29 protein-coding genes and 1 riboswitch are annotated in these 25,971 nt (G+C 63.9%); of the genes, 14 read left to right on the plus strand and 15 right to left on the minus strand.

Annotation, left to right across the window (positions count from 1 at the left end):
- Window positions 1–104: 104 nt before the first annotated feature.
- A complete protein-coding gene (gene gspI / locus J1G37_RS18935; protein ID WP_207044412.1) occupies window positions 105–470 on the plus strand; it encodes a type II secretion system minor pseudopilin GspI in 366 nt (121 codons plus the stop codon).
- Here gspI and J1G37_RS18940 read toward each other — a convergent pair.
- A complete protein-coding gene (locus tag J1G37_RS18940; protein WP_207044414.1) occupies window positions 457–888 on the minus strand; it encodes a type II secretion system protein N in 432 nt (143 codons plus the stop codon). The two genes, gspI and J1G37_RS18940, sit on opposite strands and share 14 nt — an antisense overlap.
- A gap of 93 nt (window positions 889–981) precedes the next feature.
- On the opposite strand from J1G37_RS18940, the gene gspH reads away from it, so the two are divergent.
- Together gspH and J1G37_RS18950 are read left to right on the plus strand one after the other, a co-directional pair.
- Complete coding sequence (gspH, locus tag J1G37_RS18945) at window positions 982–1,434, plus strand: type II secretion system minor pseudopilin GspH (protein WP_207044415.1); 453 nt, start codon at window positions 982–984, stop codon at window positions 1,432–1,434.
- Complete coding sequence (locus tag J1G37_RS18950; protein WP_207044416.1) at window positions 1,431–2,027, plus strand: type II secretion system protein GspJ; 597 nt, start codon at window positions 1,431–1,433, stop codon at window positions 2,025–2,027. Before gspH ends, J1G37_RS18950 begins: the two co-directional genes overlap by 4 nt.
- Window positions 2,028–2,033: 6 nt before the next feature.
- Here the strand turns inward: J1G37_RS18950 and J1G37_RS18955 are convergent, their stop codons facing one another.
- Genes J1G37_RS18955 through J1G37_RS18965 form a run of 3 tightly spaced genes read right to left on the minus strand, consistent with a single transcriptional unit; the run spans window position 2,034 to window position 4,184 of the window.
- Window positions 2,034–2,960 carry a FecR family protein gene (locus J1G37_RS18955; RefSeq protein ID WP_207044418.1) on the minus strand — a complete coding sequence of 309 codons (927 nt, stop codon included), beginning with the start codon at window positions 2,958–2,960 and terminating at the stop codon, window positions 2,034–2,036.
- A gap of 37 nt (window positions 2,961–2,997) precedes the next feature.
- Window positions 2,998–3,543, minus strand: a complete 546-nt coding sequence (locus J1G37_RS18960; RefSeq protein WP_017734599.1) for an RNA polymerase sigma factor — start codon at window positions 3,541–3,543, stop codon at window positions 2,998–3,000.
- On the minus strand, window positions 3,540–4,184 hold the full coding sequence (locus J1G37_RS18965) for a secretin and TonB N-terminal domain-containing protein (protein WP_207044604.1): 645 nt from the start codon (window positions 4,182–4,184) through the stop codon (window positions 3,540–3,542). Before J1G37_RS18965 ends, J1G37_RS18960 begins: the two co-directional genes overlap by 4 nt.
- Window positions 4,185–4,401: 217 nt before the next feature.
- Here J1G37_RS18965 and J1G37_RS18970 point away from each other — a divergent pair, with 217 nt between their 5' ends.
- Window positions 4,402–4,713 (plus strand): hypothetical protein, encoded by a 312-nt coding sequence (locus J1G37_RS18970; RefSeq protein ID WP_207044421.1) that lies wholly within the window; start codon window positions 4,402–4,404, stop codon window positions 4,711–4,713.
- A gap of 40 nt (window positions 4,714–4,753) precedes the next feature.
- Window positions 4,754–4,921: riboswitch (yybP-ykoY riboswitch) on the plus strand.
- A 14-nt stretch (window positions 4,922–4,935) separates the two neighbouring features.
- Window positions 4,936–5,499 (plus strand): manganese efflux pump MntP, encoded by a 564-nt coding sequence (gene mntP / locus J1G37_RS18975; RefSeq protein ID WP_207044427.1) that lies wholly within the window; start codon window positions 4,936–4,938, stop codon window positions 5,497–5,499.
- A 171-nt stretch (window positions 5,500–5,670) separates the two neighbouring features.
- Here the strand turns inward: mntP and J1G37_RS18980 are convergent, their stop codons facing one another.
- Complete coding sequence (locus J1G37_RS18980) at window positions 5,671–6,738, minus strand: NAD(P)-dependent alcohol dehydrogenase (protein ID WP_207044429.1); 1,068 nt, start codon at window positions 6,736–6,738, stop codon at window positions 5,671–5,673.
- 163 nt (window positions 6,739–6,901) lie between these two features.
- Here J1G37_RS18980 and J1G37_RS18985 point away from each other — a divergent pair, with 163 nt between their 5' ends.
- Window positions 6,902–7,720, plus strand: a complete 819-nt coding sequence (locus tag J1G37_RS18985) for an alpha/beta hydrolase (protein WP_207044432.1) — start codon at window positions 6,902–6,904, stop codon at window positions 7,718–7,720.
- Window positions 7,721–7,762: 42 nt separating this feature from the next.
- On the opposite strand, the gene J1G37_RS18990 is transcribed toward J1G37_RS18985, so the two are convergent.
- Window positions 7,763–8,149 (minus strand): DoxX family protein, encoded by a 387-nt coding sequence (locus J1G37_RS18990; RefSeq protein WP_207044435.1) that lies wholly within the window; start codon window positions 8,147–8,149, stop codon window positions 7,763–7,765.
- Window positions 8,150–8,231: 82 nt separating this feature from the next.
- Window positions 8,232–9,107 carry a LysR family transcriptional regulator gene (locus J1G37_RS18995; RefSeq protein WP_207044438.1) on the minus strand — a complete coding sequence of 292 codons (876 nt, stop codon included), beginning with the start codon at window positions 9,105–9,107 and terminating at the stop codon, window positions 8,232–8,234.
- A 112-nt stretch (window positions 9,108–9,219) separates the two neighbouring features.
- Between J1G37_RS18995 and J1G37_RS19000 the strand changes: the two genes are divergently transcribed.
- Window positions 9,220–10,449: a YbfB/YjiJ family MFS transporter gene (locus J1G37_RS19000; protein WP_207044445.1), complete on the plus strand. Its 1,230-nt coding sequence runs from the start codon at window positions 9,220–9,222 to the stop codon at window positions 10,447–10,449.
- On the plus strand, window positions 10,446–11,432 hold the full coding sequence (locus tag J1G37_RS19005; RefSeq protein ID WP_207044472.1) for an NAD(P)H-quinone oxidoreductase: 987 nt from the start codon (window positions 10,446–10,448) through the stop codon (window positions 11,430–11,432). Before J1G37_RS19000 ends, J1G37_RS19005 begins: the two co-directional genes overlap by 4 nt.
- Before the next feature lie 154 nt (window positions 11,433–11,586).
- On the opposite strand, the gene J1G37_RS19010 is transcribed toward J1G37_RS19005, so the two are convergent.
- On the minus strand, window positions 11,587–12,708 hold the full coding sequence (locus J1G37_RS19010) for an alkene reductase (RefSeq protein ID WP_207044475.1): 1,122 nt from the start codon (window positions 12,706–12,708) through the stop codon (window positions 11,587–11,589).
- Between the two features lie 79 nt (window positions 12,709–12,787).
- Window positions 12,788–13,465 carry a type 1 glutamine amidotransferase domain-containing protein gene (locus tag J1G37_RS19015; protein WP_124529113.1) on the minus strand — a complete coding sequence of 226 codons (678 nt, stop codon included), beginning with the start codon at window positions 13,463–13,465 and terminating at the stop codon, window positions 12,788–12,790.
- A 158-nt stretch (window positions 13,466–13,623) separates the two neighbouring features.
- On the opposite strand from J1G37_RS19015, the gene J1G37_RS19020 reads away from it, so the two are divergent.
- Window positions 13,624–14,568 (plus strand): GlxA family transcriptional regulator, encoded by a 945-nt coding sequence (locus J1G37_RS19020; protein WP_207044478.1) that lies wholly within the window; start codon window positions 13,624–13,626, stop codon window positions 14,566–14,568.
- Here J1G37_RS19020 and J1G37_RS19025 read toward each other — a convergent pair.
- Window positions 14,546–15,052 (minus strand): GNAT family N-acetyltransferase, encoded by a 507-nt coding sequence (locus J1G37_RS19025; RefSeq protein ID WP_207044479.1) that lies wholly within the window; start codon window positions 15,050–15,052, stop codon window positions 14,546–14,548. The genes J1G37_RS19020 and J1G37_RS19025 overlap by 23 nt on opposite strands.
- A gap of 180 nt (window positions 15,053–15,232) precedes the next feature.
- Between J1G37_RS19025 and J1G37_RS19030 the strand changes: the two genes are divergently transcribed.
- Window positions 15,233–16,105, plus strand: a complete 873-nt coding sequence (locus tag J1G37_RS19030) for an undecaprenyl-diphosphate phosphatase (protein ID WP_207044482.1) — start codon at window positions 15,233–15,235, stop codon at window positions 16,103–16,105.
- A 125-nt stretch (window positions 16,106–16,230) separates the two neighbouring features.
- Here J1G37_RS19030 and J1G37_RS19035 read toward each other — a convergent pair whose 3' ends face one another.
- The 4 genes from J1G37_RS19035 to J1G37_RS19050 are packed head-to-tail and all read right to left on the minus strand — an operon-like array spanning window position 16,231 to window position 19,695.
- Window positions 16,231–17,049 (minus strand): sugar phosphate isomerase/epimerase, encoded by an 819-nt coding sequence (locus J1G37_RS19035; RefSeq protein ID WP_207044485.1) that lies wholly within the window; start codon window positions 17,047–17,049, stop codon window positions 16,231–16,233.
- A 1-nt stretch (window position 17,050) separates the two neighbouring features.
- Window positions 17,051–18,250 (minus strand): FAD-dependent oxidoreductase, encoded by a 1,200-nt coding sequence (locus J1G37_RS19040; RefSeq protein WP_207044487.1) that lies wholly within the window; start codon window positions 18,248–18,250, stop codon window positions 17,051–17,053.
- A 2-nt stretch (window positions 18,251–18,252) separates the two neighbouring features.
- A complete protein-coding gene (locus J1G37_RS19045; RefSeq protein ID WP_017735293.1) occupies window positions 18,253–18,573 on the minus strand; it encodes a MocE family 2Fe-2S type ferredoxin in 321 nt (106 codons plus the stop codon).
- Window positions 18,574–18,600: 27 nt separating this feature from the next.
- On the minus strand, window positions 18,601–19,695 hold the full coding sequence (locus J1G37_RS19050) for a fatty acid desaturase family protein (protein WP_207044490.1): 1,095 nt from the start codon (window positions 19,693–19,695) through the stop codon (window positions 18,601–18,603).
- A gap of 161 nt (window positions 19,696–19,856) precedes the next feature.
- Here J1G37_RS19050 and J1G37_RS19055 point away from each other — a divergent pair, with 161 nt between their 5' ends.
- Entirely contained in the window at window positions 19,857–20,906 is a 1,050-nt protein-coding gene (locus J1G37_RS19055; protein WP_207044492.1) for a LacI family DNA-binding transcriptional regulator, read from the plus strand.
- 140 nt (window positions 20,907–21,046) lie between these two features.
- Here the strand turns inward: J1G37_RS19055 and J1G37_RS19060 are convergent, their stop codons facing one another.
- Window positions 21,047–23,008: a sigma 54-interacting transcriptional regulator gene (locus J1G37_RS19060; protein WP_207044494.1), complete on the minus strand. Its 1,962-nt coding sequence runs from the start codon at window positions 23,006–23,008 to the stop codon at window positions 21,047–21,049.
- A 186-nt stretch (window positions 23,009–23,194) separates the two neighbouring features.
- Between J1G37_RS19060 and J1G37_RS19065 the strand changes: the two genes are divergently transcribed.
- The 3 genes from J1G37_RS19065 to J1G37_RS19075 are packed head-to-tail and all read left to right on the plus strand — an operon-like array spanning window position 23,195 to window position 25,921.
- A complete protein-coding gene (locus J1G37_RS19065; protein WP_207044496.1) occupies window positions 23,195–24,199 on the plus strand; it encodes a Gfo/Idh/MocA family oxidoreductase in 1,005 nt (334 codons plus the stop codon).
- Window positions 24,196–24,975, plus strand: coding sequence for a TIM barrel protein (locus J1G37_RS19070; RefSeq protein ID WP_207044498.1), 780 nt, complete (start codon window positions 24,196–24,198; stop codon window positions 24,973–24,975). The genes J1G37_RS19065 and J1G37_RS19070 overlap by 4 nt, the downstream gene beginning before the upstream one ends.
- A 19-nt stretch (window positions 24,976–24,994) precedes the next feature.
- Window positions 24,995–25,921, plus strand: a complete 927-nt coding sequence (locus J1G37_RS19075) for a sugar ABC transporter substrate-binding protein (protein WP_017735287.1) — start codon at window positions 24,995–24,997, stop codon at window positions 25,919–25,921.
- Window positions 25,922–25,971: the final 50 nt, after the last annotated feature.

A 25,971-nucleotide genomic window follows, 5' to 3' on the forward strand; every position in this document is an offset into this window, starting at 1 on the left:
AAGAACACATGTCAGTCGTATTGAAAATCCTCGGGAGTTTCGGTCGCCAATCGGTCAACTCGCGGCGCTAGTCTGCGGGCCTGTTTCCCGCCTTTGAGAGCGCCATGGTCGGCCGTCGCAACGCGCAAGGTTTCACGCTGATTGAAGTGCTGGTGGCGCTGGCGATCATCGCCGTGGCCATGGCCGCCGCCGTACGCGTGGCCGGGCTGATGACCCAGAGCAATGGCTTGCTGCGGGATAAATCCATGGCGTTGCTGGCGGCGCAGAGTCGCCTGGCGGAACTGCGCCTGGAAGGCCACCTGCGTGGCGGCATAAAGACGTTCGACTGCGACCAGGGCCGCCTGAAACTGCGCTGCGAGCAAACCATCAACGCCGACGGCCGCCTGTTTCAAGTGACCCTGCGGGTGCTCGACGCCAGCCGCGAAGCGCCGCCCCTGGCGCAGCTGGACACCCAGGTCATGGCCGAGTGAGGCGCGGCAACGCGGGGCCATCCGGCAACTTGTCGAGGTTGACGCGGACCTTTTCGCCGCCGCGCTCAAGCTCCACGGCGCTGCCTTCAATCGCCGTCAGGCGCACGGCGGGGCTGAGGCGTTCGCCCACGAGGAAACTGCGCGGCGGGCCATCGTTGAGGCTGAGGATCGCCACCGCACCGCGCGCGCCAGCCAGTACGCCGGTAACCTTGACTTGCAGGGCGCTCGGCGCATTGGAGAACCACTGCAACGCCGGGTTTTCGCTGCGCGCTGCCAACGCCTGGGGCGAGGCCTGGGGCGTGTGGGATTCGGCGGATGTGAGCAGCAGCGGCGTCCAGATCACCCCGCCGGCCAACGCAGCGAGCAGTGCCAGCGCCTGCACGCCGTGGGCGGGTGAAACACGAAGGGCGAATGCCATGGGGTGGACCTCCTGTTTGTCCGTGGCCTCAGCCTACAGGCCAATTCGCACGTTTTTATTTCACAACCTCGCCAGTTCTCCAGGAGCCGACCGATGAAACAGCAAGGCTTCACCCTGATCGAGTTGATGGTGGTGCTGGTGATCATCGGCATCGCCAGCGCCGCCATCAGCCTGACGATCAAACCCGACCCGCTGAAACTGCTGCGCAAGGACGCCGAACGCCTGAGCCAGCTGCTGCAAATCGCCCAGGCCGAAGCCCGCGCCGATGGCCGCCCGATCAGCTTGCGCGCCGATGCCAAGGGCTTTCGCTTCAACCGCCGCAGTGACGATGGCCTGGGCGTGGAAGCGTTCCAGGGCGACGCCCAACTGCGCCCGCGCTTATGGGAAAGCACACCGATGCAACTGACGGTCGAGCCCCGGCAAACCCTGGTCCTCAATGCCGAATGGATCAACCCACCGCTGCGCGTAGTGCTGTCGGACGGGCAACACAGCCTCAGCCTGCAACGCGACGCCGCCGGTTTGCTGCGGGTGGTGAGCCAGCCATGAACAAGTCCCAACAAGGCTTCACCCTGATCGAAGTGATGGTGGCGATCATGCTTATGGCGCTGGTCAGCGTCATCGCCTGGCGCGGGCTCGACAGCGTGACCCGTGCCGACCAGCATCTACAGGCCAGCACCGAACAGACCGAGGGATTATTGCGGGCGTTGAACCAGATGCAGCGCGATATCAGCCTGCGCGCCAGCGTTGAACTGGCCGAACCCGGTACGGCAAAGGACGCCGGGCTGGCCGCCGTGACGGTGCGCAGCTCCGACAGCAAGGGCTTTCGCCTGGAGGTGATCCGCAGCGCGCCGGCCACCGGAGATGGCTTGCAACGGGTGCGCTGGTGGCTCAAGGGCGACTCGCTGTACCGCGCCGCCGCGCCGGCGCGGAACCGCTTCCCGTTGCCGGCAGCCAAGGACGGCGTGGTGGTGCTGGCGGGCGTCAGTGATGTGCAGGTGCGCGTGTGGGACAAGGACAAAGGCTGGCGCCAGTTGAGCGGCAATAAGCGGGAGGAGCCGTTGGGGCTGGAGATCAGCCTGGTGCGCCAGACTCCGCAGGGGGTGGAGCGTTATCGCCAGGTGGTGGGGCCGTTGCAGTAAGGCGCCTCAACTCAACAACACCACCCCACCCGGCAGTTCCGTGCACTTGGCGCCGTACGCGTCGCGAATCAGCAACGCCACGCCGGCCAGCTGCTGCAAGCTGAAGCGCGCCTGCACCCGGCGCTGACCCAGCTCCTTGTTGAGCAATACCAGCATCCCCGGGCGATAGCGATTGATCTCGTCCACCACCGTGGCCAGCGTGGCGTTGTTGAACACCAGCACCTGTTCGCGCCAGGCCACCACGGCCTGGGTGTCCACCACCACGGGCGCGCCGATGCCCGCCGCGCTGTAGGTCAACTGACGGCCGCTGCCCAGGCTCACACTGTGGCCGCCGGCGTCCACCGACAGCGAACCCTCGATGCAGGTCACGCAGACGCTGTGGTCGGTGTTGCGCACATTGAAGCGGGCCTGCGCCGCGCTTACCCAACCGTCGCCGGCCTGGACCCGCAGCGGTTGTGCAAGACGGGCGACCACCTCGACTTCGCCTTCCAGCAATTCAATGCCCTGGCCGATCCGGCTGATGCGCGTCTGGGTATTGAGTTCCAGGCTGACCCCGTCACTCAACAGCACTTGGCGCTGCTCGCCGACTTCGGTGCGATAGTCGGCCGTGAGCCCGGCAAAACCACCCGGCGTGCCGACGCGCACCATGACCAACGCCGCCGAGGCGGCTATCGCGCCGCCCAGGAACGCACGACGGCCAAAGCTGCGCGGTGGCGCGGCGTGCTCGAGGGCGGGGGCCAGTTGCTGCCACAGCGCCTTGGTTTGCTCGAACGCCAGGGCATGTTCCGGGCTCTGGGCGCGCCAGGCCTGCAAGGCCTTGGCGTCGGCCACGGTGGCGCGGCCCGACGTCAGCAGGAGCAGCCAGTCGCGGGCTTCATCATGCAAAGGACTGGCGGAGGCTGCCCGGGCGGTGGAGAGGTTAAAAATGTTCAAGCGCGCACATACTCACGGTTTTATCAGGGACTCGACACTAAGACGGTTTTCCGGCCCCGGGACCGAACCGCTGAATCACTTTTCTTTCGAGGCGCTTGGCGCAGTGGCCGAGGGCGGCCTTGATTTCCTTCTCGACCATGCGCGTGGAAATGCCAAAACGCTGGGAGATTTCCAGGTGAGGCGCTTCTTCCAGGCGCGCGGCGATGAGGATTTTGCGTCGGCGTGCGGGCAGCTCATACAGGGCTTTGACCAGCGATTGCACCTCGCGCTGGCCGCCCACCACCCGCGATGGGTCCTGGGCTTCGTCGGCGGTTTGCAGCAGCTCTTCGACTTCGCTGCCGGTGAGCAGGCGCGCGTCGGCCTGGCGGCGGTCGGCGGCGATGTTCAGGGCCATGCGGTAGAGGTAGGCGTTGGGTTGTGCGAGGTTTGGCGGCACGTCCATGCGGTCCACCCGCAAGTAGGTTTCGTGCAGCACGTCGTTGGCCAGGTCCTCCGACCCCAGGCGCTTGCGCAAACGCACCTTGAAGTCTTCGTAGGACGCCAGGAACAAACTGACCATCGTGCTATGCCCGGTATTTTTCATCCGTGCGTGGCTCCCTTCCCTGCTGTGCATTCCATGCGTGTTCCTGTGGTGTCGGGCATCAAAAGCAAAGTCACCGGCTGGCGCAGCGAGCTCGGCGCGGGGCGTTCGACCCGGGCCGCACTGAGGTTGCGCACCAGTGCTTCATCGCGTTGTTCATCGCCGGTGGAGCTGACCAGCCGGCTGTACTCGATCAGCCCCTGCGGGTTGACCCACACCTGCACCAAGGCACGGAAACTGCCGGGGCGGGTCAGGGGCGAGCCGCACAGGCTGGTCTCGATAGCCTGCTGCAAGGCCGTGGCGTAGCTGTTGTTGATCCGCGCGGCGTTGCGTGCCGACGCGCCCTTGGTGGTGGCAGGCCGACTGACCTGCGCCAGTTGCAGGGTGAACGCATCACTGCGTGCATAACGCGCCATCAGGCCACTCCCTGTCAGCAACATTGCCAGAGCCTCCTGCGCCGTGAAGCGCCCATGCACGCTGATGGAGCGTCGGCCCCGGGTCAGTTCGCGATCCACCAGCACCGCCATGCCGGTGGCACGGCTGTACGCTTGCAGGGCGTGCTCCAGGTTTTGCGCCGGCAGGTCCAACGTCAGCAACGCCGGTTCCGCCTGCACCACGCGGCCTCCTGCCAGCAGCCACAGCAAGACCAGGGCGCATACGGCGCGCCGCCAGGCCCCCTGCTCACCCCCCGCTCTGCATCGCTGCACGGCCGACGTGTCCTTGAAAACCGTCATCCTGAGGCCAGTTTATGAACCTGATGTTACGGTGATGGCAAAAAAAACGTCACCCGGACGGGACGCCCGCTGCACTACACTTTCAAGCCATACCGGCCCACTCCCTCGGGCCTGCCAGGAGGCCCTGATGAAACTGTTCCCCACCCTTGCCAGCCTGTTGCTGTGCGCCGCCCTGCCCGTGCTTGCCCACGCCGACAACAGCAAGAGCACCTGCACCGAAGTCTCGGTGGACGGCTACAAGGCGCCCGACTACGGCTGCCTGAGCCAACAGATGGGCAGTGACAGCAATGCGACCAAGGCGGCGAAGAAAAACCGTGAGGCGCAAACCATTCCCGTCGACAAACGCGCGCCGAACGCCGTGGGCCTGTCCACCCCGGCGGCCACCAGTGTGCGCATGGGCAATACCTTCGGCACTTCGGTGAAACCGCAACGGCCCTGAGCCTTTTTGACGAAATTTTCATCTGTGCCTGCCTATGATCGCCTCCCTCGTTGGGGAGTAACCGGCTTCTGACCCTGTTGGAAGCGTTCGTATCAACATATTCGGCAACCTGCCGTGGTACGAACATCGCTTTGCGGTTGGTGAGACCAGCGACACTTCCATGCCTGAAGTCGGGCGCGTGGACGTGTCGTTGTGTCCCATAGCCCGACTGGAAGCCTGACCGTGAACCCCATTTCCCTGATCCTCCTGGCCCTGGCCATGTCTACCGACGCCTTTGCGGCGGCCATCGGCAAAGGCTCCAGCCTGCACAAACCGCGCCTCACCGAAGCCCTGCGCGCCGGCCTGATCTTTGGCGTGATCGAAGCCATCACCCCGATGATCGGCTGGGCTATCGGCCACGCCGCCACGCGTTGGGTGGAAGACTGGGACCACTGGATCGCCTTTACCCTGCTCGTCGCCCTGGGCCTGCACATGATCTACAACGGGCTCAAGGCCGAGGATGAAGAGGCTGAAAAGCCGACCCAGCATTCCTTCATGATTCTTGCGGTAACTGCTTTCGCCACCAGCATCGATGCCCTGGCGGTGGGCGTGGGCCTGGCGTTTGTCGATGTGAATATCCTGGTGGCGTCGGCGGCGATTGGCCTGGCGACCATGACCATGGTGACCCTCGGCATGATGCTCGGGCGCGTGCTGGGCACGGTGGTGGGCAAGCGTGCGGAGATGGTGGGCGGGGTGGTGTTGATGGTGGTGGGGGCGACGATTTTGTATGAGCACTTGTCGGTCTAAAGAACCACACCTCAATCAACCTGAATAACTTGTCTGTGGGAGCTGGCTTGCCTGCGATGGCATCACTGTGGTCTTGCTGATAGACCGAGGTGTCTGCATCGCAGGCAAGCCAGCTCCCACACAAGCCAGTTCCCACAGAAAGAAGTGCCCACATTCAAGCGGGCCTTGTTATCAGGCCGCGTTGCGCTCTTTTTTCAAGCTGTCCATATCAATCACAAACCGGTATTTCACATCGCCCTTGAGCATCCGCTCATACGCCTCATTGATGCCCTGGATATCGATCATCTCGATGTCCGAGACAATCCCATGCTTGGCACAGAAGTCCAGCATGTCCTGGGTCTCCTGAATCCCGCCGATCAACGAACCCGCCAGGCTGCGGCGCTTGAAGATCAGGTTGAACACCGACGGCGACGGGTGCGGGCTGTCGGGGGCGCCGACCAGGGTCATGGTGCCGTCACGCTTGAGCAGGTTGAGGAACGCGTCGAGGTTGTGGGGCGCGGCGACGGTGTTGAGGATGAAGTCGAGGCTGTTGGTGACGGCGGCCATTTCATCGGCATTCTTCGACACCACAACTTGGTCGGCGCCCAGGCGCAGGCCGTCTTCGCGTTTGTTCGGCGAGGTGGTGAACAAGGTCACATGGGCGCCCATGGCGTGGGCGATCTTCACCGCCATATGGCCGAGGCCGCCAAGGCCGACCACGCCGACTTTCTTGCCAGGGCCGACCTTCCAATGGTGCAGCGGCGAATAGGTGGTGATGCCCGCACACAGCAACGGCGCCACGGCGGCCAGGTTGCTGTCGTCGTGGGAGATGCGCAGCACGAACTTCTCCTTGACCACGATGCTGTCGGAGTAGCCGCCAAAGGTGTTTTCACCGCCAAACACCGGGCCGTTGTAGGTGCCGGTAAAGCCGTTTTCGCAATACTGTTCCTCGCCCTCGGCGCATGACGCGCAGTGCTGGCAGCTGTCCACCATGCAGCCGACGCCGGCGAGGTCGCCGACCTTGAATTTTTTCACACTGGCGCCCACCGCCGTGACGCGGCCGACGATTTCATGGCCGGGCACCGACGGGTACAGGGTGTTGTTCCACTCGTTGCGCGCGGTGTGCAGGTCGGAGTGGCAGACGCCGCAATACAGAATGTCGATCTGCACATCGTCCGCCCCCGGCGCGCGGCGCTCGAAGGTGTAGGGCTTGAGGGCATCCTTGGCGTTCTGCGCGGCGTAGCTGTAAGTCTTGGCCATTTCGTTCACCTGTGTGTTCGGACATGCGTGTGATCTGGGTTGAGAGATCAGTGGACCAGCATAGACGCTGAACCGTTCAACCGAGCACACCGGTACAAGCCCTTCGTCCGGTTTCACGCAATAGTGGGCTAGAGTTCTCAGCCCACCCACCCAGGAGTTTTCCATGAGCACATTCGTTGCCAAAGACGGCACCCAGATCTACTTCAAGGATTGGGGCAGCGGCAAGCCCGTCCTGTTCAGCCACGGCTGGCCGCTGGATGCGGACATGTGGGAATACCAGATGGAATACCTGAGCAGCCGCGGCTACCGCACCATCGCCTTCGACCGCCGTGGCTTTGGCCGCTCGGACCAGCCGTGGACCGGCAATGACTACAACACCTTTGCCGACGACATCGCCCAACTGATCGAACACCTGGACCTCACCGACGTGACCCTGGTGGGCTTCTCCATGGGCGGCGGCGACGTGTCCCGCTACATTGCACGCCATGGCAGCAGCCGTGTGGCCGGCCTGGTGTTGCTGGGCGCAGTGACGCCGATCTTCGGCCAGCAGGCGGACTACCCACAGGGTGTACCGCTGGATGTGTTCGCCGGGTTCAAGGCCGAGTTGTTGAAGGACCGCGCGCAATTTATCAGCGACTTCAACGCACCGTTCTACGGCATCAACAAAGGCCAGAACGTCTCCGCCGGCGTACAAGCCCAGACCTTGCAGGTCGCTCTGCTGGCATCGCTGAAGTCGACGGTGGATTGCGTCACCGCGTTCTCCGAGACCGACTTCCGTCCGGACATGGCCAAGATCGACGTGCCGACCCTGGTGATCCATGGCGATGGCGACCAGATCGTGCCATTCGAGACCACCGGTAAAGTGGCCGCCGAGCTGATCAAGGGCGCCGAGCTGAAAGTCTACAAGGACGCGCCCCACGGGTTTGCCGTGACCCACGCCCAGCAGTTGAACGAAGACTTGCTGGCGTTCCTGACGCGCTGAAACACCGCCTCCTTATTTGGCCGGGCTTGCCCGGCCTTTTTTTCACTTGAAACGCTCGCTCAGCACCAGGCGGCCTGGCCCGCTGATCAGCAACGTGGTGAAAATGATCAGCAGCAACCAGCCAAACTGCGCCTCGAACAGGCTCCACTCCGGGTGCACCACCAGCAAGGCAATCAACAACACGGCGAGGATCGGCAAACACGCCCAGCGCACCAGCACCCCGGCGATGATCAGCAACGGGCACAGCACCTCGGCGAAAATCGCCAATGACAGCGTGACCGTCGCACCCAGGTGAAACGGGTCTTCGATCAGCTGCAATTGCTCGCTGAAATTGAGCAACTTGGGCAAGCCATGCACCCACAGCAGGAACAGCGCCCCGCTGGCCCTTAAAAACAGCAGCCCCAGATCCTGACACTTCGATTCGTTCATTTGCGCTCCCGGTGAGTTGACCCTGTGTGGCGGTCAATTCTGTCGGCAGTCGCGTGCGCACGCTTGCAAGCCTGTGCTGACCTCAATCCCCCGTGCCGGCAAACGCCGCGACGATTTCATCGATCACCACCCGCACCCGTGCGGTGTGGCGCAGGTCGGCGTGGGTCACCAGCCACACGTCATAGGGCAACGGCCGCGCACGCTGCGGCCACAGGCGCACCAGGCCGTCGCGCTCGCCGGTGTACACCGGGATTTCGCCAATGCCGATACCCGCGGCAATCGAGCGGCGCACCAACAGGCTGGAACTCAGGGCGGCAACGATGCGCCCACGGCCGAGCGGCTCGGACACCAGCGTCAGGTCCTTGTGGTGTTGCAAGTACGGCTGATACACCACCAGGTCGTGGCCGTCGAACAGGCTTCCAGGCTCGGGCACACCGTGCCGGTCGATATAGCCTTGGGACGCAAACAACCCCACCGGCCAACGGGCGATGCGCCGGGCGATCAGGTCAGGGTTATCGGGCCGGGTATTGCGCACCGCGATGTCGGCTTCGCGCTTGGCCAGGCTGAGGATCTGGGTGGAGGCATCCAGTTGCACACGCACGTCGGGATGTTTGTCGTGCAGGCGGGCGATGGCCGGGATCAGGAAGTCGATGGCCAGGGAGTCGGTGGTGCTGACCCGCACGGTGCCGGTCAGGCGCTCATCCAGGCCCTGGATCTGGCGCTCCAGGTCGAGGGCCGAGCGTTCCATTTTCTCCACTGCGCGCATGGCCGCTTCGCCCACGGCCGTCAGCGCATAGCCCTCGGAGGTGCGCAGGAACAGCGTCGCACTCAAGGATTTCTCCAGGGCGTTGATACGACGGCCGACGGTCGCCTGATCCACCCCCAGCACCCGCGCGGCGCCGCGCAGTGTCGATTCGCGGCAGACCGCGAGGAATACCCGTGCATCGTCCCAGTTCATTGCTTCCCCCAGTGCTGCATATATGCATCGGTGTGCCGCTTATTCGCAGCATTATTGCATCAACAATCATCGCTATGCTGGGCACCAGAGAAAAACTCCCAGGACCGCCATCATGCTCGACACTCACACCCCCTCACACCGCGCGATCTGGCTGCCGATCTTCGCCGGCCTCTGTGCCAGCCTGGTCAGCATTGGCCTGGCGCGGTTTGCCTATACGCCGTTGATCCCCAGCTTGATCCAGGCCCACTGGTTCAGTGCCAGCGACGTGGTGTACCTCGGCGCCGCCAACCTCGTGGGTTATTTGGTTGGCGCGCTGATCGGTCGGCCCCTGGCCCAACGAACCTCGAACAAAAGCACCCTGCGCTTGATGATGGTCGCGGTGACCGTGGCTTTTTTTGCCTGTGGCTTCCCGTTGTCGCTGGTGTGGTTCTTCGCCTGGCGCTTGCTGTCGGGGATTGGGGGTGGCGCGATCATGGTGTTGGTGGCCGCGACAGTGCTACCCCACGTACCGGCGGCACGTCGAGGCTTGGCCAGTGGCGCGATTTTCCTGGGTATCGGCTTGGGGATTGCCGGCTCCGGTACCCTGGTCCCGCCGTTGTTGAGCCTGGGCTTGCAGCAGACCTGGTTTGGCCTGGGCCTGTTGGCGCTGGTGCTGACGGCTGCGAGCTGGCTTGCCTGGCCCAACGACACGCTGCATGAGACGGTGGTGCACGCGGTGACGCCCGTGCCAACGCCCGCCGGTGTGTACTTGTTGTTTGCGCAATACGCGTTTATGGCCGCAGGCCTGGTGCCAGCCATGGTATTCCTGGTGGATTACGTGGCCCGTGGCCTGGGCGATGGCGCGCAGGTTGGCGCGATGGTCTGGGTGATGTACGGCCTGGGCTCGATTGTCGGGCCGGTCACTTACGGGTTCCTGGCCGACAAGCTCGGCGCGCGTTCCAGCATTCGCCTGGTGCTGGCGGTGCAAGCGGTTGCCGTCGGCCTGTTGCCATTTACCCACTCGTTTATTGCCTTGGCGACGCTGGCGGTGATCCTTGGCTCGTTTCCACCGGGCATCGTGCCGCTGGCCCTGGCGCGCGTGCATGAATTGCTGCCCAACCATCACCAGCAACAAGTGGCATGGAGCCGCGCAACGGTATCCTTCGCGACGTTCCAGGCACTGTCCGGCTTTGCCTATTCGGTGCTGTTCAACGGCAGCGGCGGCAACCATGCGCTGCTGTTTATGCTGGCGGCCGGGGCGATTGTGATCGCGCTGTTGCTGGAGTTGGGCCTGCTGCTGAACCGCCGACCGCTCACCACGGTCCCAACCCATACGCTCACCCTAACAGGACTCACCCAATGACCCTGCCTAACGACATGACCCTGATTGAAATCACCACCCCCGGCGGCCCCGAGGTGCTCAAGCCACGCCAGGCGCCCGTGCCCACTCCGGCGGCCGGCGAGATCCTGATCCGTGTGCACGCCGCCGGGGTCAATCGCCCCGACGCCCTGCAACGCGCGGGCAAGTACCCGATGAAGCCCGGCATGAGCCCGATTCCCGGCCTGGAAGTGGCGGGTGAAGTGGTGGCGTTGGGCGCAGGCGTCAGCGAATACGCCCTTGGCGACAAGGTCTGTGCGCTGACCAACGGCGGCGGTTACGCGCAATATTGCGCGGTACCCGCCGGCCAGGCGCTGCCGATCCCCGACGGCCTGTCGTGGATTCAAGCCGCGGCGATCCCGGAAACCTTCTTTACCGTGTGGGCCAACCTGTTCGGCATCGGCGGCGCCCACAAGGGCCAGCGCGTGCTGATCCACGGCGGCACCAGCGGCATCGGCACCACCGCGCTGATGCTGTGCCGCGAGTTCGGCATCTACACGTTCGCCACCGCCGGCAGTGCCGACAAGTGCGCCGCCATCCGTGACCTGGGGGCCGAGGCGATCAACTATCGCGAGCAGGACTTCGCCGAGGTCATCGGCGCCGAGGGCGTGAATGTGATCCTCGACATCATGGGCGGCTCGTACCTCAACAACAATCTGAAGGCGTTGAGCATGGACGGCCGCCTGGTGATGCTGGGCTTTCTCGGCGGTGCCAAGGCCAATGACGTGGACCTGCTGACCATCCTCGGCAAACGCGCGATTGTGACCGGCTCGTTGCTGCGCGCACGGACCAAAGATGAGAAAGCCGCCATCGCCGAGCAACTGCGCGAGCATGTATGGCCGGTGCTGTCAGCCGGGCGCTGCCTGCCGATGATTGATCAGGTGTTTGACTACACCGAAGCCGACAAGGCCCATGGGCGGATGGAAGGTGGCGAGCATATTGGCAAGATTGTGTTGCGGGTGATCTGAACCCATCACCCATCAACTGCAGAAAGCTGGCTTATGTGGGAGCGGGCTTGCTCGCGAATGCGGTGCATCAGTCAACATATCTGTGTCTGACACACCGCTTTCGCGAGCAAGCCCGCTCCCACATTTGATCTGCTGTGTATTAAAGACCGCAGTCCTAGCTGTAGAACGGGTAATCGGTATAACCCTGCTCCGAGCCACCATACATGCCTTCAACCCGCAGCGAATTCAGCGGCCAACCGTTGAACAGCCGTTGCGGCAGATCCGGGTTGGCAATGAACGGCCGACCAAACGCGATCAAATCCGCCAGCCCCGCCTGCACCAGTTTCTCACCGCGTTCAGCGGTATAACGCCCGGCATAGATCACCCGCCCGCTGAAACTCTCACGCACGGCACGGCGGAAGGTTTCCGGCAGTTCCGGCGCGTTGTCCCAGTCGGCTTCGGCGATGGACAGGTAGGCGATGCCCGCCGCTTCCAGCACTTTGACGGCTTCGATGTAGGTGTGGTGCGGGTCCTCTTCCACCAGGCCGATGTACACCCGGTCCTGGTCCGTGCCGCTGAACAGCGGTGAAAAACGCACACCCAGGCGCTGCGGGCCGATGGCCGCGCTGACGGCCGCGACGATTTCCCGCAGGAAACCCAGGCGGTTGTGCAACGAGCCGCCGTATTCATCCTCGCGCTGGTTGGCATGGGCCGAGATGAACTGGTTGACCAGGTAACCGTTGGCCGAATGAATCTCCACGCCGTCAAACCCGGCCGCTATCGCGTTGCGTGCCGCCTGGGCGTACAGCCCGACCAGGTCCTTGACCTCTTGCGTACTCAGCGCGCGCGGCACCGGCGGTTGCACCAGTTCACCGGCGCCCGGCGCGGTTTCGATAAAGGCCTTGACCTGCTGCGGCTGAATCGCCGACGGCGCAACGGGTGCCGCGCCGTCGGGTTGCAAATCGTGGTGGGACACGCGCCCCACATGCCACAACTGGGCAAAAATCACCCCACCCTCGGCATGCACCGCATCGGTGACCTGGCGCCAGCCCTCGATCTGCGCCGGCGTGTAGATGCCCGGCGTCCACGCATAACCCTGGCCACGCGGTTCGATCTGCGTGCCTTCGCTGACCATAAAGCCCGCCGAAGCGCGTTGGCGGTAATACTCGGCCATCAAGTCAGTGGCGATATCACCCGGTTGGGCGCTGCGCTGGCGGGTCAACGGTGGCAGCACAATGCGGTTGTTCAGCGTGTGTCGGCCCAGTTGCAGCGGGGTGTTCAAAACGTGGTCGGTCATGTGGGGGTTTCCAAATTCGGGACGAGCAAAAACCTTGGCGACCCCAACGGGCCGCCAATCAATACAGGGATGAATTAACTTACGCGGTGAGTTTCAGCAGCGCCTTGGCCACATCGCTGGAGCTGCCCGGGTTCTGCCCGGTGACCAGCAAGCCATCGACGATCACAAAGGATTGCCAATCGGCACCCTTCTCGTACTGGCCGCCAAGTTTCTTGAACTCGTCTTCCACCAGGAACGGCACCACGTCGGTCAATTCCACCGCCGCTTCTTCCGAGTTGGAGAAGCCGGTGACACGACGGCCCTTGACCAACGGCTCACCGTTGACCGCCTTGACATGGCGCAGCACGCCCGGCGCATGGCAGACAAAACCGATGGGCTTGCCGGCGCGTTCGAATGACTCGATCAGCGCAATTGAAACCGGCGACTCCGCCAGATCCCACAGCGGGCCGTGGCCGCCTGGGTAGAACACGGTGTCGAAGTCGTCGGCATTCACCGCGTCCAGCTTCAGCGTGGTGGCCAGGGCTTTCTGCGCAGCCGGGTCGGCGGCGAAGCGGTGGGTCTGTTCGGTCTGGAAGTCCGGCAGGTCGCTGACCGGGTCCAGCGGTGGCTGCCCACCGGCCGGGGATGCCAGCACCACCTCGGCGCCGGCGTCCTTGAACGCGTAATACGGTGCCGCAAACTCTTCGAGCCAGAAGCCGGTCTTGCGGCCGGTATTGCCCAACTGATCGTGAGAGGTCAAAACCATCAATACTTTCATTGTCGAGTGCCTCGGGATGACTGAGGGTTGAAGCTTAGGAGCCGGGGCGCAACGGCACAACGTCATATCCGCAAGGTTTTCGGACATGCACGGTGGCAGTTGCCGTTTGCCCGCCAGCCGCCGACAATCCCACCTCCCCCGCCCCTTGGAGAGATGCGATGCACAGCGTTGCGCTGCTGGTTTACCCGAATTTTGAATGCCTGAGCCTCAGTGTCGGCTCGGTGTTCGAGTGCGCGAACCTGCTGCGGGGCGAGCCGGCCTATGAGTTCCACCTGGTGTCGGAGAGTGGCGGCGCGGTGATGACGTCCCAGGGGTTCTCGGTGAACACCACGCCGATCCGGGCGGAGGGCTACGACACGCTGATCGTCGGCGGTTATATGGAATTCCGCCTGCCGGAGGCCAACCTGCTGGCGTTGGTCACGGCGGCCGCGGCCCAATCGCGGCGGGTCGCGTCGCTGTGCATGGGCATCTTTGTGCTGGCCGAAGCCGGCCTGCTGGAAGGCAAGCGCACCACCACCCACTGGATTCACGCACCGGCCTTTCGCAAGCGCTACCCGCAGATCCAGTTGGACGAAGACCGCTTGTTCGTGGTGGACGGCCAGATCTGGACCGGCGCCGGCATGAGCGCCGGCGTGGATATGGCCCTGGCCATGGTCGAGAACGACCTGGGCAGCGACCTGGCGCGGCGCATCGCGCGCAAACTGGTGATCGCCCAGCGCCGGGGCAGCGAGCAGTCGCAGCTGTCGGCGTTGCTGGAACTGGACCCGAAATCAGACCGCGTGCAACTGGCCCTGGCCTATGCCCGCGAAAACCTCACCCACGATCTTTCCGTGGATGCCTTGGCGGACGTCGCACGGCTCAGCCCGCGCCAGTTCAGCCGGGTGTTCCGCGAAGAAACCGGGCAAACCCCGGCCAAGGCCATCGAAGCCCTGCGGGTAGAAGCCGCGCGCACCCTGATGGAAACCAGCCGCCACCCGGTGGAAGTGGTGGCCCGCGAAACCGGTTTTGGCGACCGCGAGCGCATGCGCCAGGCGTTCCTGCGCGCCTTCGGCCAGCCGCCGCAAGTGATGCAACAAGCGTTTAATGCAGCGCCACACGCGTGATCAAGTAGCTCACCAGGTTCGGTTCATCCTCCAACTCCAGCGTCTGCACCGGGCGCGGCAGGTTATCCAGCACGGTGCGCCAGAACGCCTGGGACACTTCATCCTGGTCATAGAAACGCACCAGCCAATTGGCCTCGCCGCTGCACAGCACCTGGGTGGCGATGGCGCGGCCGATACCTTTGCGGCGGTAGCGCTTGAGAATAAACAGATCGGCCAACTCCAGGGCGTCCATCCCCGGGATCTCGCTGCCTTCGATCAGCAGGAAGCCGGCGATATAGCCGTCCACCAGCAGCAGGTTGGCGCTCCATTGCGGGTCTTGCCAGTAGCGCGCCAAGTGTTCGTCATGGATGTAGAAACGGCCGTCCCCCTCGACATCTTCCTGCTCCCAGTCCGACGACTCGTAGGCGTAGTACTGGTAGAGATTGCGGATCAGCTCGGCCTCTTCGGGGCCGGTCTGGATCAGTTCTACGGTGGTTTCAGGCATGGGACTCTCGGTGAAAAAATGCAGGGCGCCATTGTTCACAAAACCTTCATGCAGGCCAATACATTGTCCAACCTTTCTGTTTGCTGAACCGAAGGCGGATTTGTGCAGGCCCATTGCAACATCCAGAAACATTTAGCCTAGACTGCCCGGGATTCCGTTTTTTTCTCAAGGACACGCACTGTGAGCAATGTCTGTACCGCGGGCCTGGATGTGGGCTTTGCCTCCCTGGATTACTTGCAAATCTTCATCCTGGGCGTGATCCAGGGCATCACCGAACTGTTGCCGGTGTCGTCCACCGCCCATATGCGCGTGGTACCCGCCCTGCTCGGCTGGCAAGACCCGGGCTCGGCGTTTTCGGCGGCCATGCAGTTGGCGGCGCTGGCGGCGGTGGTCAGTTACTTCTGGCGCGACGTGCGCCAGGTGACCACCGGCAGTATCAGCGCAGTGCGCCGGGGCGACTACAACGACCGCTGGTTCAAGCTGGCAGTGGCGATTGTGCTGGCGACGATTCCCATCGGCATCGCCGGATTGGCGCTGTCTTCGACCTTGAACGCGTGCAACTCGCCGTTGCGTGGGTTGAGGGTGATCGGCATTTCCTGCGTGGTCATGGCCGTGCTGCTGGCCGTGGCGGAAGTGCGCGCACGCCACACCCGGGAAATGGGTGAGATGCGCCTGCGCGATGCGCTGATCGTCGGCATTGCGCAGATTGGTGCGTTGATTCCGGGGGTATCGCGCTCCGGCTCGACGCTGACCGCCGCGTTGTTCCTCAATTTCAAGCGTGAAGAAGCGGCGCGTTTCTCCTTCCTGCTGGGCCTGCCGGCCATTGCCCTCGCCGGGCTGAAGGAGCTGTGGGTACTGCTGCGCGCCGACCTGCCGGCGCATGCCTGGCCGCACCTGTTGTTCGGCCTGGTGGTGGCGAGCGTCTCGGCGTTTTTTGCGATCTGGGGGTTGATGAAGTTTTTGGAGCGGTTTTCGACTTGGCCGTTTGTGATTTATCGGGCGTTGTTGGGGGTGTTCCTGATTGTGGCGGTCAGCACTGGCCTGCTGACCTGACACAATCCTCAAAGCACAGCAAAACCCTTGTGGGAGCTGGCTTGCCTGCGATGGCATCGACTAGGTGTGCCTGATGTACCAAGTTGTCTGCATCGCAGGCAAGCCAGCTCCCACAGATTGGCAGATCATTTCTGACAGCTGCGCCACACCTCGCGGATCAACGCTTGCAGCTTCAAGGCCTCACTCCAGCGATCACTGATCTCACGCCCATCCGCCCCAGTGATGGCATACGGCGGCGGGCCCAGCTCGCAGGTGAAGGACAGGCTGTGCGGCGTGTCGGGCCGCGCCAGCCAGTCTTCGATCCCGTAGCGCCACCACTCGGTGAAGCGCTGCAACCAGGGTTGGTGCTGGGGAAAGTCCAGCGAAACCTGCACCTGTTCGCTGCTCGCCACACGCCCATGAAACCCCCAGCTGTGGCGCAGGATCGTGCGGATCTGTTCGTCGTCCTCGGCGGTGCCCGGCTCGGGCAATTCGCGCCCGACCACGTAATGGGACAAGTCGGCCAGTAGCTGCAAATCCGGCATCTGCGCCAGCAGATCCAGGGTAAACAGCAGGTCGTTGGTCAGCCGATAGCGATGGGTTTCCAGCAGCACCGGAAAATCCACCTGCTCGGCCAGGCGCTGCCAGCCTTCCACCAGCCGCACCGCATCGGCCTGGGTACGCGGGCGCACGTCGGCCTGCAAGGTGAGGTGATGACAGCCGTAGCGGCTGATCACATCCAGCGCGGCCGCCAGGTCGTCCACCGATTGCGGGAACAGTTGGCCCTCGATCTGCAAGCCCCTGGCCGAGGCGGCGGCGTGCAAACGCGCGACATCGGCGGGCTTCCAGTAGTGGTCGGTGATGCCGTCGAAACCGGCGGCTTTGATGCGGTCCAGTTGGACCTCAAGGGGGCCGGGTTCGGTCTGCATCGCCCACAGGGATTGGAATACCAGGAATTGGCGCATCTCAGCCTCGCAACAGGTGTTTGAGGGACAGCTCGGGGTCGGCCAGGTCGGCCGCGTTCAGCGCCATACACGCCGTGATCAGGCGTTCACACAGCTTGATGTCCTTGGCCGCGCCATTGCCCGGCGCCCAGCCGCAGGCACCTTGCAAACGCTGCTCGGCGTCGAGGTAGAACTGCAGCAAACCACCGCCGGGCAAGGTGCGGCTGACCACGGCGGGCGTCATCACCCCCACGGTGAGCAAGCCCCAGTCGTACTGGTCGGACCAGAAACCCGGCAGCGCGTCGAAGGGCAACTCGCGCCCCAGCAGGTTCAGCGCCGCATGCCGGCCCTGGGCTTCGGCGTTGCGCCAGGTTTCCTGGCGCTGGTACAAGCCATCCTGGCGAAACTCACACACATCACCCGCCGCATAGATGTTGGCCGCGCTGGTGCGCAGAAACCCATCCACACGAATGCCCTGCCCCACGTCCAGCCCGGCCGCCGTCGCCAGTTCGATATTGGGCTGCATGCCGATACCCACCACCACGCGGTCGCAGGGCACGCGCTGGCCGTCCACCAGCAGCACAGCGTCCGGCTGGATGGACTCCAGTGCCACGTTCAAGCGCACATCCACCCCACGCTCACGATGCAAACTCAGCAATGCCTCGGAAATGACCGGCGGCAATACCCGCCCCGCCAGTCGCGGCCCGGCTTCCAGTACCGTGACTTCACAGCCCAGGCCACGGGCCGTCGCTGCCACTTCCAGGCCGATAAAGCCACCGCCGACCACCACTAATCGCGTGCCGGGCTTTAGCGCATCACGCAGGGCCAACGCTTCATCGTGGGTGCGCAGGTACAGCACGTTGGCCGGTGCCTGGGGCAAGCGCCGGGCGCGGCCACCGGTGGCCAGCAGCAAGCCGGCGTAGGGCAGCCATTGGCCGTCGGCGAGTTGCAGGCGATGTTGCTCGGGCTGCAACTGCGTCACCGGGTTGGCGGCGATATGTTCGATGTTCAACGCGGCCAAGCGCTCGCGGTCGCACAGGCTGTAGCTGGCCAGATCCGCAGTGTCTTGCAGCAGCCCCTTGGACAGCGGCGGCCGTTCGTAGGGCAAGTGCGGTTCGTCTCCGATCAGGATCAGGCGCCCTGTGTAGCCTTCTTCGCGCAGGGTCAGCGCCGCACGGCCACCGGCATGGCCGGCGCCGACGATAATCAAGGGAGCGTTCATCGTCACACCGTGACGGCGAGCAACACCCGCCCCGCTTCGACCCGTACCGGGTAGGTCTTGAGGTTGACGCACACCGGCGCGCCCATGGCCTTGCCGGTGCGGTAGTCAAAGCGTCCGTTGTGCTTGGGGCATTCGATCACGTGGTCCATCACCAGGCCGTCGGCGAGGTGGATTTTCTCGTGGGTACACAGGCCGGCGGTGGCGAAAAACTCATTCTCCGCCGAGCGATACACCGCGTAGGTGTGTGCGCCGTGGTCGAAGCGCAGCACGTCTTCTTCGTCTATTTCGCCCACGGCGCAGACGTCGATCCATTGATCGTTCATGGTGTTGTTCTCTTGTTTTTGGAGGGCTCAACCAACAGCGGTTTCGGCATGCACAGAGGCATTGGCCGTCGACTCCGCACGGGGACGGATCGGCCGCTGGATGAAGTAGTTCGGATCGCTGCGCTGCTTCCACACCGTTGGCAGGATTTCCTTGTAGGCCTCGAAGATATTTGCGTACGGCGGCGGGCAGTCGCCACGAATCTCTTCATGCAGTTGCTCAAGGGCGTGGTACGGCACCATCGGGTACATGTGGTGTTCGAGGTGGTAGTTCATGTCCATGTAGATAAAACGCAGCACGCGGTTCATGTAGATGGTGCGGCAGTTGCTGCGGTGGTCGAGCACGTCTTCGGCGAGGCCGACGTGCTGGGTCAGGCCGAACAGGTAGCCGAGCCAGGCGCCGTAAAGGCTCGGCAGGCCGATCAGCATCAGCGGCAACCAACTGTGCAGGTACAAGGCGGTGCCGATGACCACGGCGTAAATCCCCACCCAGATCCGTGCGGCACGGAACACCTTGGGCCATTCGGATTCAGGAATGAAGTCGGCCTCTTGCGCGCTCATCTTGCCAGCGGCATGACGGGCCACGCCGCTGAAGGTTTTCCAGGCCAGGGGCAGGTTGAACAGGCTCAAGAACATCATCAGGAAGCTCGGCGGACGCGGCTCGACGATCTCCGGGTCGCGGCCGACGACGATGGTGTCGGTGTGGTGCCGCGCATGGCTCCAGCGCCACACATGGGGTTCGAAGATGCACATGAAGCTCGCGACCTGATACAGCGCGTCGTTCATCCAGCGGGTCTTGAACGCGGTGCCGTGGCCGGTTTCGTGCCAGCGCGGATTGGACGCGGTGCCGTACAGCACGCCATACACGATAAAAAACGGCACGCAGGCCCAGGTGCCCCAGAACCAGTAGCCGCCAAAACCGCTGGCGACCAGCGCGATCACCCACAGGGCGGTGTCGCGCAGGGCCGGGCCGTCGCGGCGTTGCATCAGTTCTTTCATGCGTTTGCGGGAAATCGGTGATTGATACCAGCTGGCCGAGACCAGGCCTTTTTCGGCAGCGCGGGCGGCTTCGGGGCCGGTGAGGCTGTAGTCGCGCCGGGCGGTGTGAGCGGTGTGTTCAGGCATTGTTATTGTTCTCCGCAAGCGTGGGTTTCAGGTGCGTTGTGCAACCCACGATAGAGAAGCGCTAAATCGCTCTCAAGGCCTTGAATCCATTCCCTATCAAGCTATCATCCAGGCCCAGCGGGGCTTGATAGTTTTCTATCAAGACGCTCAAGGGGCCAGCCATGCACAACAATAAACGCCCAACCATCGCCACCGTTGCCGCCCAGGCGGGCCTCAGCGTGGCCACCGTCGACCGGGTGTTGAACGCCCGCGCGCCGGTCAATCCAGACACCGCCGAACAGGTGTTCCAGGCCGCCGAAGCCGTGGGCTATTTCGCCGCGCGCTTGATCGGCCAGCGCATCCGCGAACGCCGTCCGACTTACCGGTTTGGCATCCTGCTGCTGGCCACCGCCCAGGCGTTCTACGCCAGCCTGGCGCAGGCGATTGCCCAGGCGGCCGAGCACCACGCCGGCGCCAACCTGACCTGCCAATTCGACTACATTGTCGACCGCAGCCCCAGCGCCATCGTCGCGCAAATCGAACAACTGGCCGTGCAATGCGACGCCCTCGCCGTGGTGAGTTTTGCCCACCCGCTGATCAATGCCACGTTGGCGCAGATCCGCGAAGCCGGGGTGCCCGTGGTCGCCCTGCTCTCGGATATCCACGAGCACGCGGCGGAACCCTACGTCGGCCAGGACAACCACGTGGTCGGCCGCACAATGGGCTGGCTGCTCGCCCGCACCTGCGGCGCGCGTAAAGGCAGCGTGGGGATTCTGCTCGGCGGCCACCGCTTCCTCGGCCACCAGGCACGGGTCACGGGCCTGCACAGCTACCTCGCCGAACACGCGCCGGGGCTCAAGCCGTTGGAGCCGCTGATCAACCTGGACAACTGCGACATCACCGAAGAAGCCACCCTCGACCTGATCACCCGCCACAGCGACCTGCGCGGCCTGTGCGTGGTGGGCGGCGGCGGCGACGGCATCATCAGCGCCCTGGCGCAACTGCCCAAGCGGCCGGCGTTGTGCTGCATCTTGCAGGAGTCCACGGAGTTGTCGCGCCAGGCGCTGAGCCAGGGGTTGGTGGATGTGGTGATGGATTCGCAGCCAGGGCAGACGGCGGTGGCGTTGGTGGAGTTGTTGGTGGAGTTGCAGAGTGGCGAGGCGTTTGATCCTATCAAGCATCGGGTGTACGTACCGCCCCAAATCGTCACCTCGGAAAACATCTGCATCTGATACATGGAGATCAAAACCTGTGGGAGCTGGCTTGCCTGCGATAGCGGTGGGCCAGGCACCTCAGTAGTGACTGATGTACCGCCATCGCAGGCAAGCCAGCTCCCACAGGTTGAGTTCCCACAGGTTGATCGGTGTGAGGCTCAGTTGTTGCGATAGTCCCCGGCACTCAAGCCAAACCGACTCATCTTGTTGTACAGCCCGCCCCGCGACACGTTGAGTTGCCGCGCGGCCAAGCGGATATTGCCGCCCGTACTTTCCAGCGCCGCAACGATCGCATTCATTTCATGGCTGCTGAGTTCTTGTGCCGGCTGCGGCTCATGCACGCGCAGCGGCGTGCGCGGCTTGGTGTCCAACGGCAGATCAAGCGGCTGGATCAACGCCCCCATCGCCAGGTTGGTCGCGCGCTCAATACTGTTTTCCAGCTCGCGCACATTGCCCGGCCACGCATAGGCACACAGCAACGCCAGCGCTTCCGGCGCAAAGCCCTCCACCGCCTTGCGCAACGAACGGGCGTAACGCGCGAGGAAGTGCCGGGCCAGCAGCGGAATGTCTTCACGGCGCATGCGCAGCGGTGGCACGGTCAGGTTCAACACATTGAGGCGGTAGTAAAGGTCCTCACGAAACGCGCCCTCGGCCACCGCCTGGCTCAAGTTGCGGTGTGTCGCGGCAATGATGCGCACATCCACGCGCCGCGAGTTCTTCGCGCCGACGCGGGTCACTTCGCCTTCCTGCAACACCCGCAGCAGGCTGACCTGGGCGTCGAAGGCCATGTCGCCAATCTCGTCGAGAAAAATCGTGCCGCCATCCGCCAGTTCGAACTTGCCCGCCGAGCCGCCCCGGGTGGCGCCGGTAAAAGCGCCTTCGACATGCCCGAACAGTTCGCTCTGCACCAGGTCGCGCGGGATCGCGCCGCAGTTGACCGCCACAAACGGGCCTTTGTGGCGCTCGCTGCCATTGTGGATGGCCTGGGCAAACAGCTCTTTGCCGGTGCCGCTTTCGCCGAGGATCAAGGTGGTGGAATCGCTGCGACTGGCGATGCGCCCCAGGTGCAGGGCGTCCTGGATCGCCCGTGACTGGCCCTGGATGGTGTCGAAGGTGTAGCTGGCCTGGGTGCCGATGAGGCGCCGGGTGATTTCGCGGATGCGCCGGTTCTCGCGCAGCGAGACGATCACCCCGCCCTGCTCCAGCGGGCACACCGAAACCAGGCACGCCAGTTGGCTGCGGTCGTGCAGGTGGAAGGTGCAGTCGCGGTCGCGCACGGGCTCGCCGAGGGTATCGCTCAGCTCGCTGCGGCCCAGGTGCTGGAACGGGCGGCCGATCAGCTCCAGGCCCACGCCGAATAACTGCCGGGCGTAACGGTTAAGCGCCTTGATGCAGCCGCGCTCATCCAGCACCACCAGGCCTTCGTTGAGCACTTCGAGCACGGTTTGCTGTTCTTCCAGCAGCGCTTGCAGGGCCATCTGCCGCGACACGGCTTCGGCCGCCGCTTGCACGGTGCCGAGGGTGTGGAAGTGAAACCAGCCGGGCTCGGCCGTCAGGGTCAGCATGGCCAGGGTGACGCCCTGCGCATTCTTGATCGGCGCGGCGGCGCAATGCATGCGACGGCGGCGCAGGCCGCTGGCGAAGTTTTCTTCGGCCAGCACGTAGACCAGACGATCCTCGGCCAGGGCCAGGCCGGTGCAGTTGGTGCCTTGCACCGACTCCAGCAGGCGGCTGCCCACCGGGGTGATGTCCAGCCCGCAGAAATACAGGGTGGTGCCGTCGGCGTCGGTCAGGTTGATATGCCCGCGTGGGTTGTAGGCCAGCAGGCCGTGCATGACTTGCGCGGCGGCGGCGATCAACACGCGGTGAGCGGCCAATGTGGCGGCCAGGGCATCGGCACCGACAAAACGGTAGCGCTCGTCCGCCGGATCGATTCCGGCCTCGACGCTGCGCCGCCACGAATCCCAGATCACTTGCCGCACGTGTTTCGGTCGTTCGACCTGGCCCGCCAGGCACACCCGCCATGCCAACTCCAGCGCCGCGACGGGGCCGTCATTCAGCGCGGCAGGCCCGAGGGCCGTGAGGTAATCAAGGTCTTGCACGCTGAACGTCATGCTCATCGGGGCGTATCCATGTTCATATTTTTGACATGTCAGTATAGGCATGTCATTTAAATGAACACTTTTTGTTTAAAGTTTTTTATTAATCCTTAACAATCAACCACTTAAAAATTGGCACAGGCTTTGCTCCTACCCCTTTGCCCATCAGGACCGTCCTGAGGCCAACAATAAAAAAGGGGTAATTGCATGACCACACAGAACATCCGCCTGGGCTTGATCGGTGCCGGCCGCATGGGCAGCTTCCACGGTTTGACGGCAGCGCGGCATATCCCCGGCGCCAGCCTCGTCGCCATCGCCGACCCGACGCCGGGCCAAGCCGCCCGCCTCGCCGCCGAACTGGGGGTGGACAAGGTCTACACCGACCCGCAGCAGCTGCTCGACGACCCGGACATCGACGGCGTGATCATCGCCGCCCCCGCCCGCAGCCACGCGGAACTGGTGATCAGTGCCGCCCGCGCCGGCAAGGGGATCTTCTGCGAAAAACCCATGGCCATCACCCTCGATGAAGCCGACCGCGCCATCGCTGCCGCCGCCGATGCCCGCGTGCCGCTGCAGGTGGGTTTCAACCGGCGCTTCGCCAAGAGTTTCCGCACCGCGCACCTCGACGTCGCCGCTGGGCGCATCGGCACCCCGCAGTTGCTGCGTTCGGTGACCCGCGACCCGGCCCTGAACAATCCCGCCGCGTCGCCGCAATGGGTGATCTTCCTCGAAACCCTGATCCACGACTTCGACACCCTGCGCTACCTCAACCCCGGCGCCGAAGCCGTGCAGGTGTATGTGATGGCCGACGCGCTGATCGCCCCGGCATACAAGAGCAAAGGCTTCCTCGACACCGCTGTGGTCGCGATCCGCTTCGACAACGGCGCCATCGCCACCGCCGAGGCCAACTTCCAGGCCGTGTACGGCTACGACGTACGCGGCGAAGTGTTTGGCAGCGAAGGCATGCTGAGCATGGGCAGCCTCAATGATTCGGACCTGGTGCGCTACCTGGCCCAAGGCATCCAGGCCGATACCCAGCGCCTGGACACTGATCTTTTGCGCGACGCCTACATTGCCGAACTCAACCACTTCGCTGACTGCCTGCGCACCGGCGCCAAACCGATGGCCAGCGGCGAAGACGCCCGTGCCGCCCTGGCGATTGCCCGCGCGTGCATCGAGTCGTTCCAGCAAGGCAAGGCGGTGGCCGTATGAGCCCGTTCAAACTGGCGATCAGTGCCGAGATGGTGTTTCTCGACCTGCCGTTCATCGAGCGGGTCCAGCGCATCCATGAGCTGGGCTTCAGCGCAGAAATCTGGAACTGGACCGACAAGGACATCGGCGCCCTGGCCGCGACCGGCGCTGATTTCACCTCAATGACCGGCTACATCAGCGGCACCCTCACCGACCCGGAGGGCATCCGCCAGTTGCTCGACAGCGCCCGCGAATCCCTCGGCGTTGCCGAACGCCTGAATTGCCCCAGCCTCAACCTGCATGGCACTGGCCTCGGTGAAGGCGGCCTACCGGTGCAACCGGTCAGCCACACCACCGGGCGCATGTGGCTGAGCGCCTGCAAGACCCTGGAAAAAATCGCCCGCCTGGGGGAAGACGCTGGCCGCGTGTTCCTGCTGGAAAACCTCAACACCGAGGTGGACCACCCTGGCACCCCGTTCGCCCGCGCCGACGACACCCTGGCGCTGATCGAAGCCGTGGGCAGCCCGCACCTGAAAATGAACCTGGACCTGTACCACGCGCAGATCGGCGAAGGTAACCTGATCGAACTGATCCAGCGCGCCGGCAGCGCCATCGGCGAAATCCAGGTGGCCGACGTGCCCGGGCGCAAGGAGCCCGGCACCGGTGAAATCCACTACCCTGCGATTGCCAGGGCCTTGCATGCCATGGGCTACACCGGCGTGGTCGGCCTTGAAGGCTGGGCCAGCGGCGACAGCGAACTGGCCCTGGAGCGATTCCGTCAAGCGTTCACCCTATAACAATAAAAGGAACACCCTTATGAACCGCTATTCGTTGATTGTTGCCTCGCTGTTACTGCTGTTCAGCCCGTGGACGCTCGCCGATTACCGCATCGGCGTGAGCATTGCGCGGGTCGACGATAACTTCATGACCTACGTGCGCAACGGCCTGGAAACGGCCGCCAAGCAGCAAGGCGTGAAGATCCAGTTCGAAGACGCCCAAGGCGATGTGGTGCGCCAACTCAACCAGGTCGAAGGCTTTCTCAACCAGAAAGTCGACGCGGTGATCGTGCTGCCGGTGGACACTTCTGCCACCGCCAACATGACCCGCGCCGCCGTGGCCGCCAAGACCCCTCTGGTGTACGTCAACCGCCACCCGGATGAGCGCACCCTGCCCAAGGGCGTGGTCACCGTGGCCTCCAACGACATCGAGGCCGGGCAATTGCAGATGCGCTTTCTCGCGGAAAAACTCGGCGGCAAAGGCAACGTGGCGATCATCATGGGCGACCTCGCACAGAACGCTACCCATGACCGCACCGAAGGCGCCAAGCAGGTGCTCAAGGACTTTCCCGGGATCAAGGTGGTCGAGCAGCAAAGCGCCGAATGGCAACGCAGCAAAGGCATGGACCTGACCAGCAACTGGCTGCTGGCGGGCACCCAGTTCGATGCGATTGTCGCCAACAACGACGAAATGGCCATCGGCGCCGGGATGGCGTTGCAACAGGCGGGCAAGGCCAAGGGCGATGTGGCGATTGTCGGCATCGACGGCTTGCCGGATGGGTTGGCGGCGGTGAAGCGTGGGTTGTTGGCCGCGTCGGTGTTCCAGGACCCGAAAGCCCAGGCGGCCAAGGCAGTGGAGTCGGCGATTCGGATGATCAAGGGGGAAGCGATCGAGTCGGAGGTGTGGGTGCCGTTTGAACTGATCAAGCCGGAGCAGGTGGCGGTGTTTGAGCAGCGCTACAAATAGTCTGGAGTACACAGATACAACTACTGTGGGAGATCTAACTGTGGGAGCGG

The organism is Pseudomonas sp. Marseille-Q1929, assembly GCF_017316265.1.
In the GTDB taxonomy this organism is placed as follows: Bacteria; Pseudomonadota; Gammaproteobacteria; order Pseudomonadales; family Pseudomonadaceae; genus Aquipseudomonas.

Excerpts from the sequence above, each read along its gene's own strand:
- gspI (WP_207044412.1), top strand. The coding sequence starts at position 105 with ATGGTCGGCCGTCGCAACGCGCAAGGTTTCACGCTGATTGAAGTGCTG.
- J1G37_RS18940 (WP_207044414.1), bottom strand. The coding sequence starts at position 888 with ATGGCATTCGCCCTTCGTGTTTCACCCGCCCACGGCGTGCAGGCGCTG.
- gspH (WP_207044415.1), top strand. The coding sequence starts at position 982 with ATGAAACAGCAAGGCTTCACCCTGATCGAGTTGATGGTGGTGCTGGTG.
- J1G37_RS18950 (WP_207044416.1), top strand. The coding sequence starts at position 1,431 with ATGAACAAGTCCCAACAAGGCTTCACCCTGATCGAAGTGATGGTGGCG.
- J1G37_RS18960 (WP_017734599.1), bottom strand. The coding sequence starts at position 3,543 with ATGAAAAATACCGGGCATAGCACGATGGTCAGTTTGTTCCTGGCGTCC.
- J1G37_RS18970 (WP_207044421.1), top strand. The coding sequence starts at position 4,402 with ATGAAACTGTTCCCCACCCTTGCCAGCCTGTTGCTGTGCGCCGCCCTG.
- J1G37_RS18980 (WP_207044429.1), bottom strand. The coding sequence starts at position 6,738 with ATGGCCAAGACTTACAGCTACGCCGCGCAGAACGCCAAGGATGCCCTC.
- J1G37_RS18985 (WP_207044432.1), top strand. The coding sequence starts at position 6,902 with ATGAGCACATTCGTTGCCAAAGACGGCACCCAGATCTACTTCAAGGAT.
- J1G37_RS18990 (WP_207044435.1), bottom strand. The coding sequence starts at position 8,149 with ATGAACGAATCGAAGTGTCAGGATCTGGGGCTGCTGTTTTTAAGGGCC.
- J1G37_RS18995 (WP_207044438.1), bottom strand. The coding sequence starts at position 9,107 with ATGAACTGGGACGATGCACGGGTATTCCTCGCGGTCTGCCGCGAATCG.
- J1G37_RS19000 (WP_207044445.1), top strand. The coding sequence starts at position 9,220 with ATGCTCGACACTCACACCCCCTCACACCGCGCGATCTGGCTGCCGATC.
- J1G37_RS19005 (WP_207044472.1), top strand. The coding sequence starts at position 10,446 with ATGACCCTGCCTAACGACATGACCCTGATTGAAATCACCACCCCCGGC.
- J1G37_RS19010 (WP_207044475.1), bottom strand. The coding sequence starts at position 12,708 with ATGACCGACCACGTTTTGAACACCCCGCTGCAACTGGGCCGACACACG.
- J1G37_RS19015 (WP_124529113.1), bottom strand. The coding sequence starts at position 13,465 with ATGAAAGTATTGATGGTTTTGACCTCTCACGATCAGTTGGGCAATACC.
- J1G37_RS19020 (WP_207044478.1), top strand. The coding sequence starts at position 13,624 with ATGCACAGCGTTGCGCTGCTGGTTTACCCGAATTTTGAATGCCTGAGC.
- J1G37_RS19025 (WP_207044479.1), bottom strand. The coding sequence starts at position 15,052 with ATGCCTGAAACCACCGTAGAACTGATCCAGACCGGCCCCGAAGAGGCC.
- J1G37_RS19035 (WP_207044485.1), bottom strand. The coding sequence starts at position 17,049 with ATGCGCCAATTCCTGGTATTCCAATCCCTGTGGGCGATGCAGACCGAA.
- J1G37_RS19040 (WP_207044487.1), bottom strand. The coding sequence starts at position 18,250 with ATGAACGCTCCCTTGATTATCGTCGGCGCCGGCCATGCCGGTGGCCGT.
- J1G37_RS19045 (WP_017735293.1), bottom strand. The coding sequence starts at position 18,573 with ATGAACGATCAATGGATCGACGTCTGCGCCGTGGGCGAAATAGACGAA.
- J1G37_RS19050 (WP_207044490.1), bottom strand. The coding sequence starts at position 19,695 with ATGCCTGAACACACCGCTCACACCGCCCGGCGCGACTACAGCCTCACC.
- J1G37_RS19055 (WP_207044492.1), top strand. The coding sequence starts at position 19,857 with ATGCACAACAATAAACGCCCAACCATCGCCACCGTTGCCGCCCAGGCG.
- J1G37_RS19060 (WP_207044494.1), bottom strand. The coding sequence starts at position 23,008 with ATGAGCATGACGTTCAGCGTGCAAGACCTTGATTACCTCACGGCCCTC.
- J1G37_RS19065 (WP_207044496.1), top strand. The coding sequence starts at position 23,195 with ATGACCACACAGAACATCCGCCTGGGCTTGATCGGTGCCGGCCGCATG.
- J1G37_RS19070 (WP_207044498.1), top strand. The coding sequence starts at position 24,196 with ATGAGCCCGTTCAAACTGGCGATCAGTGCCGAGATGGTGTTTCTCGAC.
- J1G37_RS19075 (WP_017735287.1), top strand. The coding sequence starts at position 24,995 with ATGAACCGCTATTCGTTGATTGTTGCCTCGCTGTTACTGCTGTTCAGC.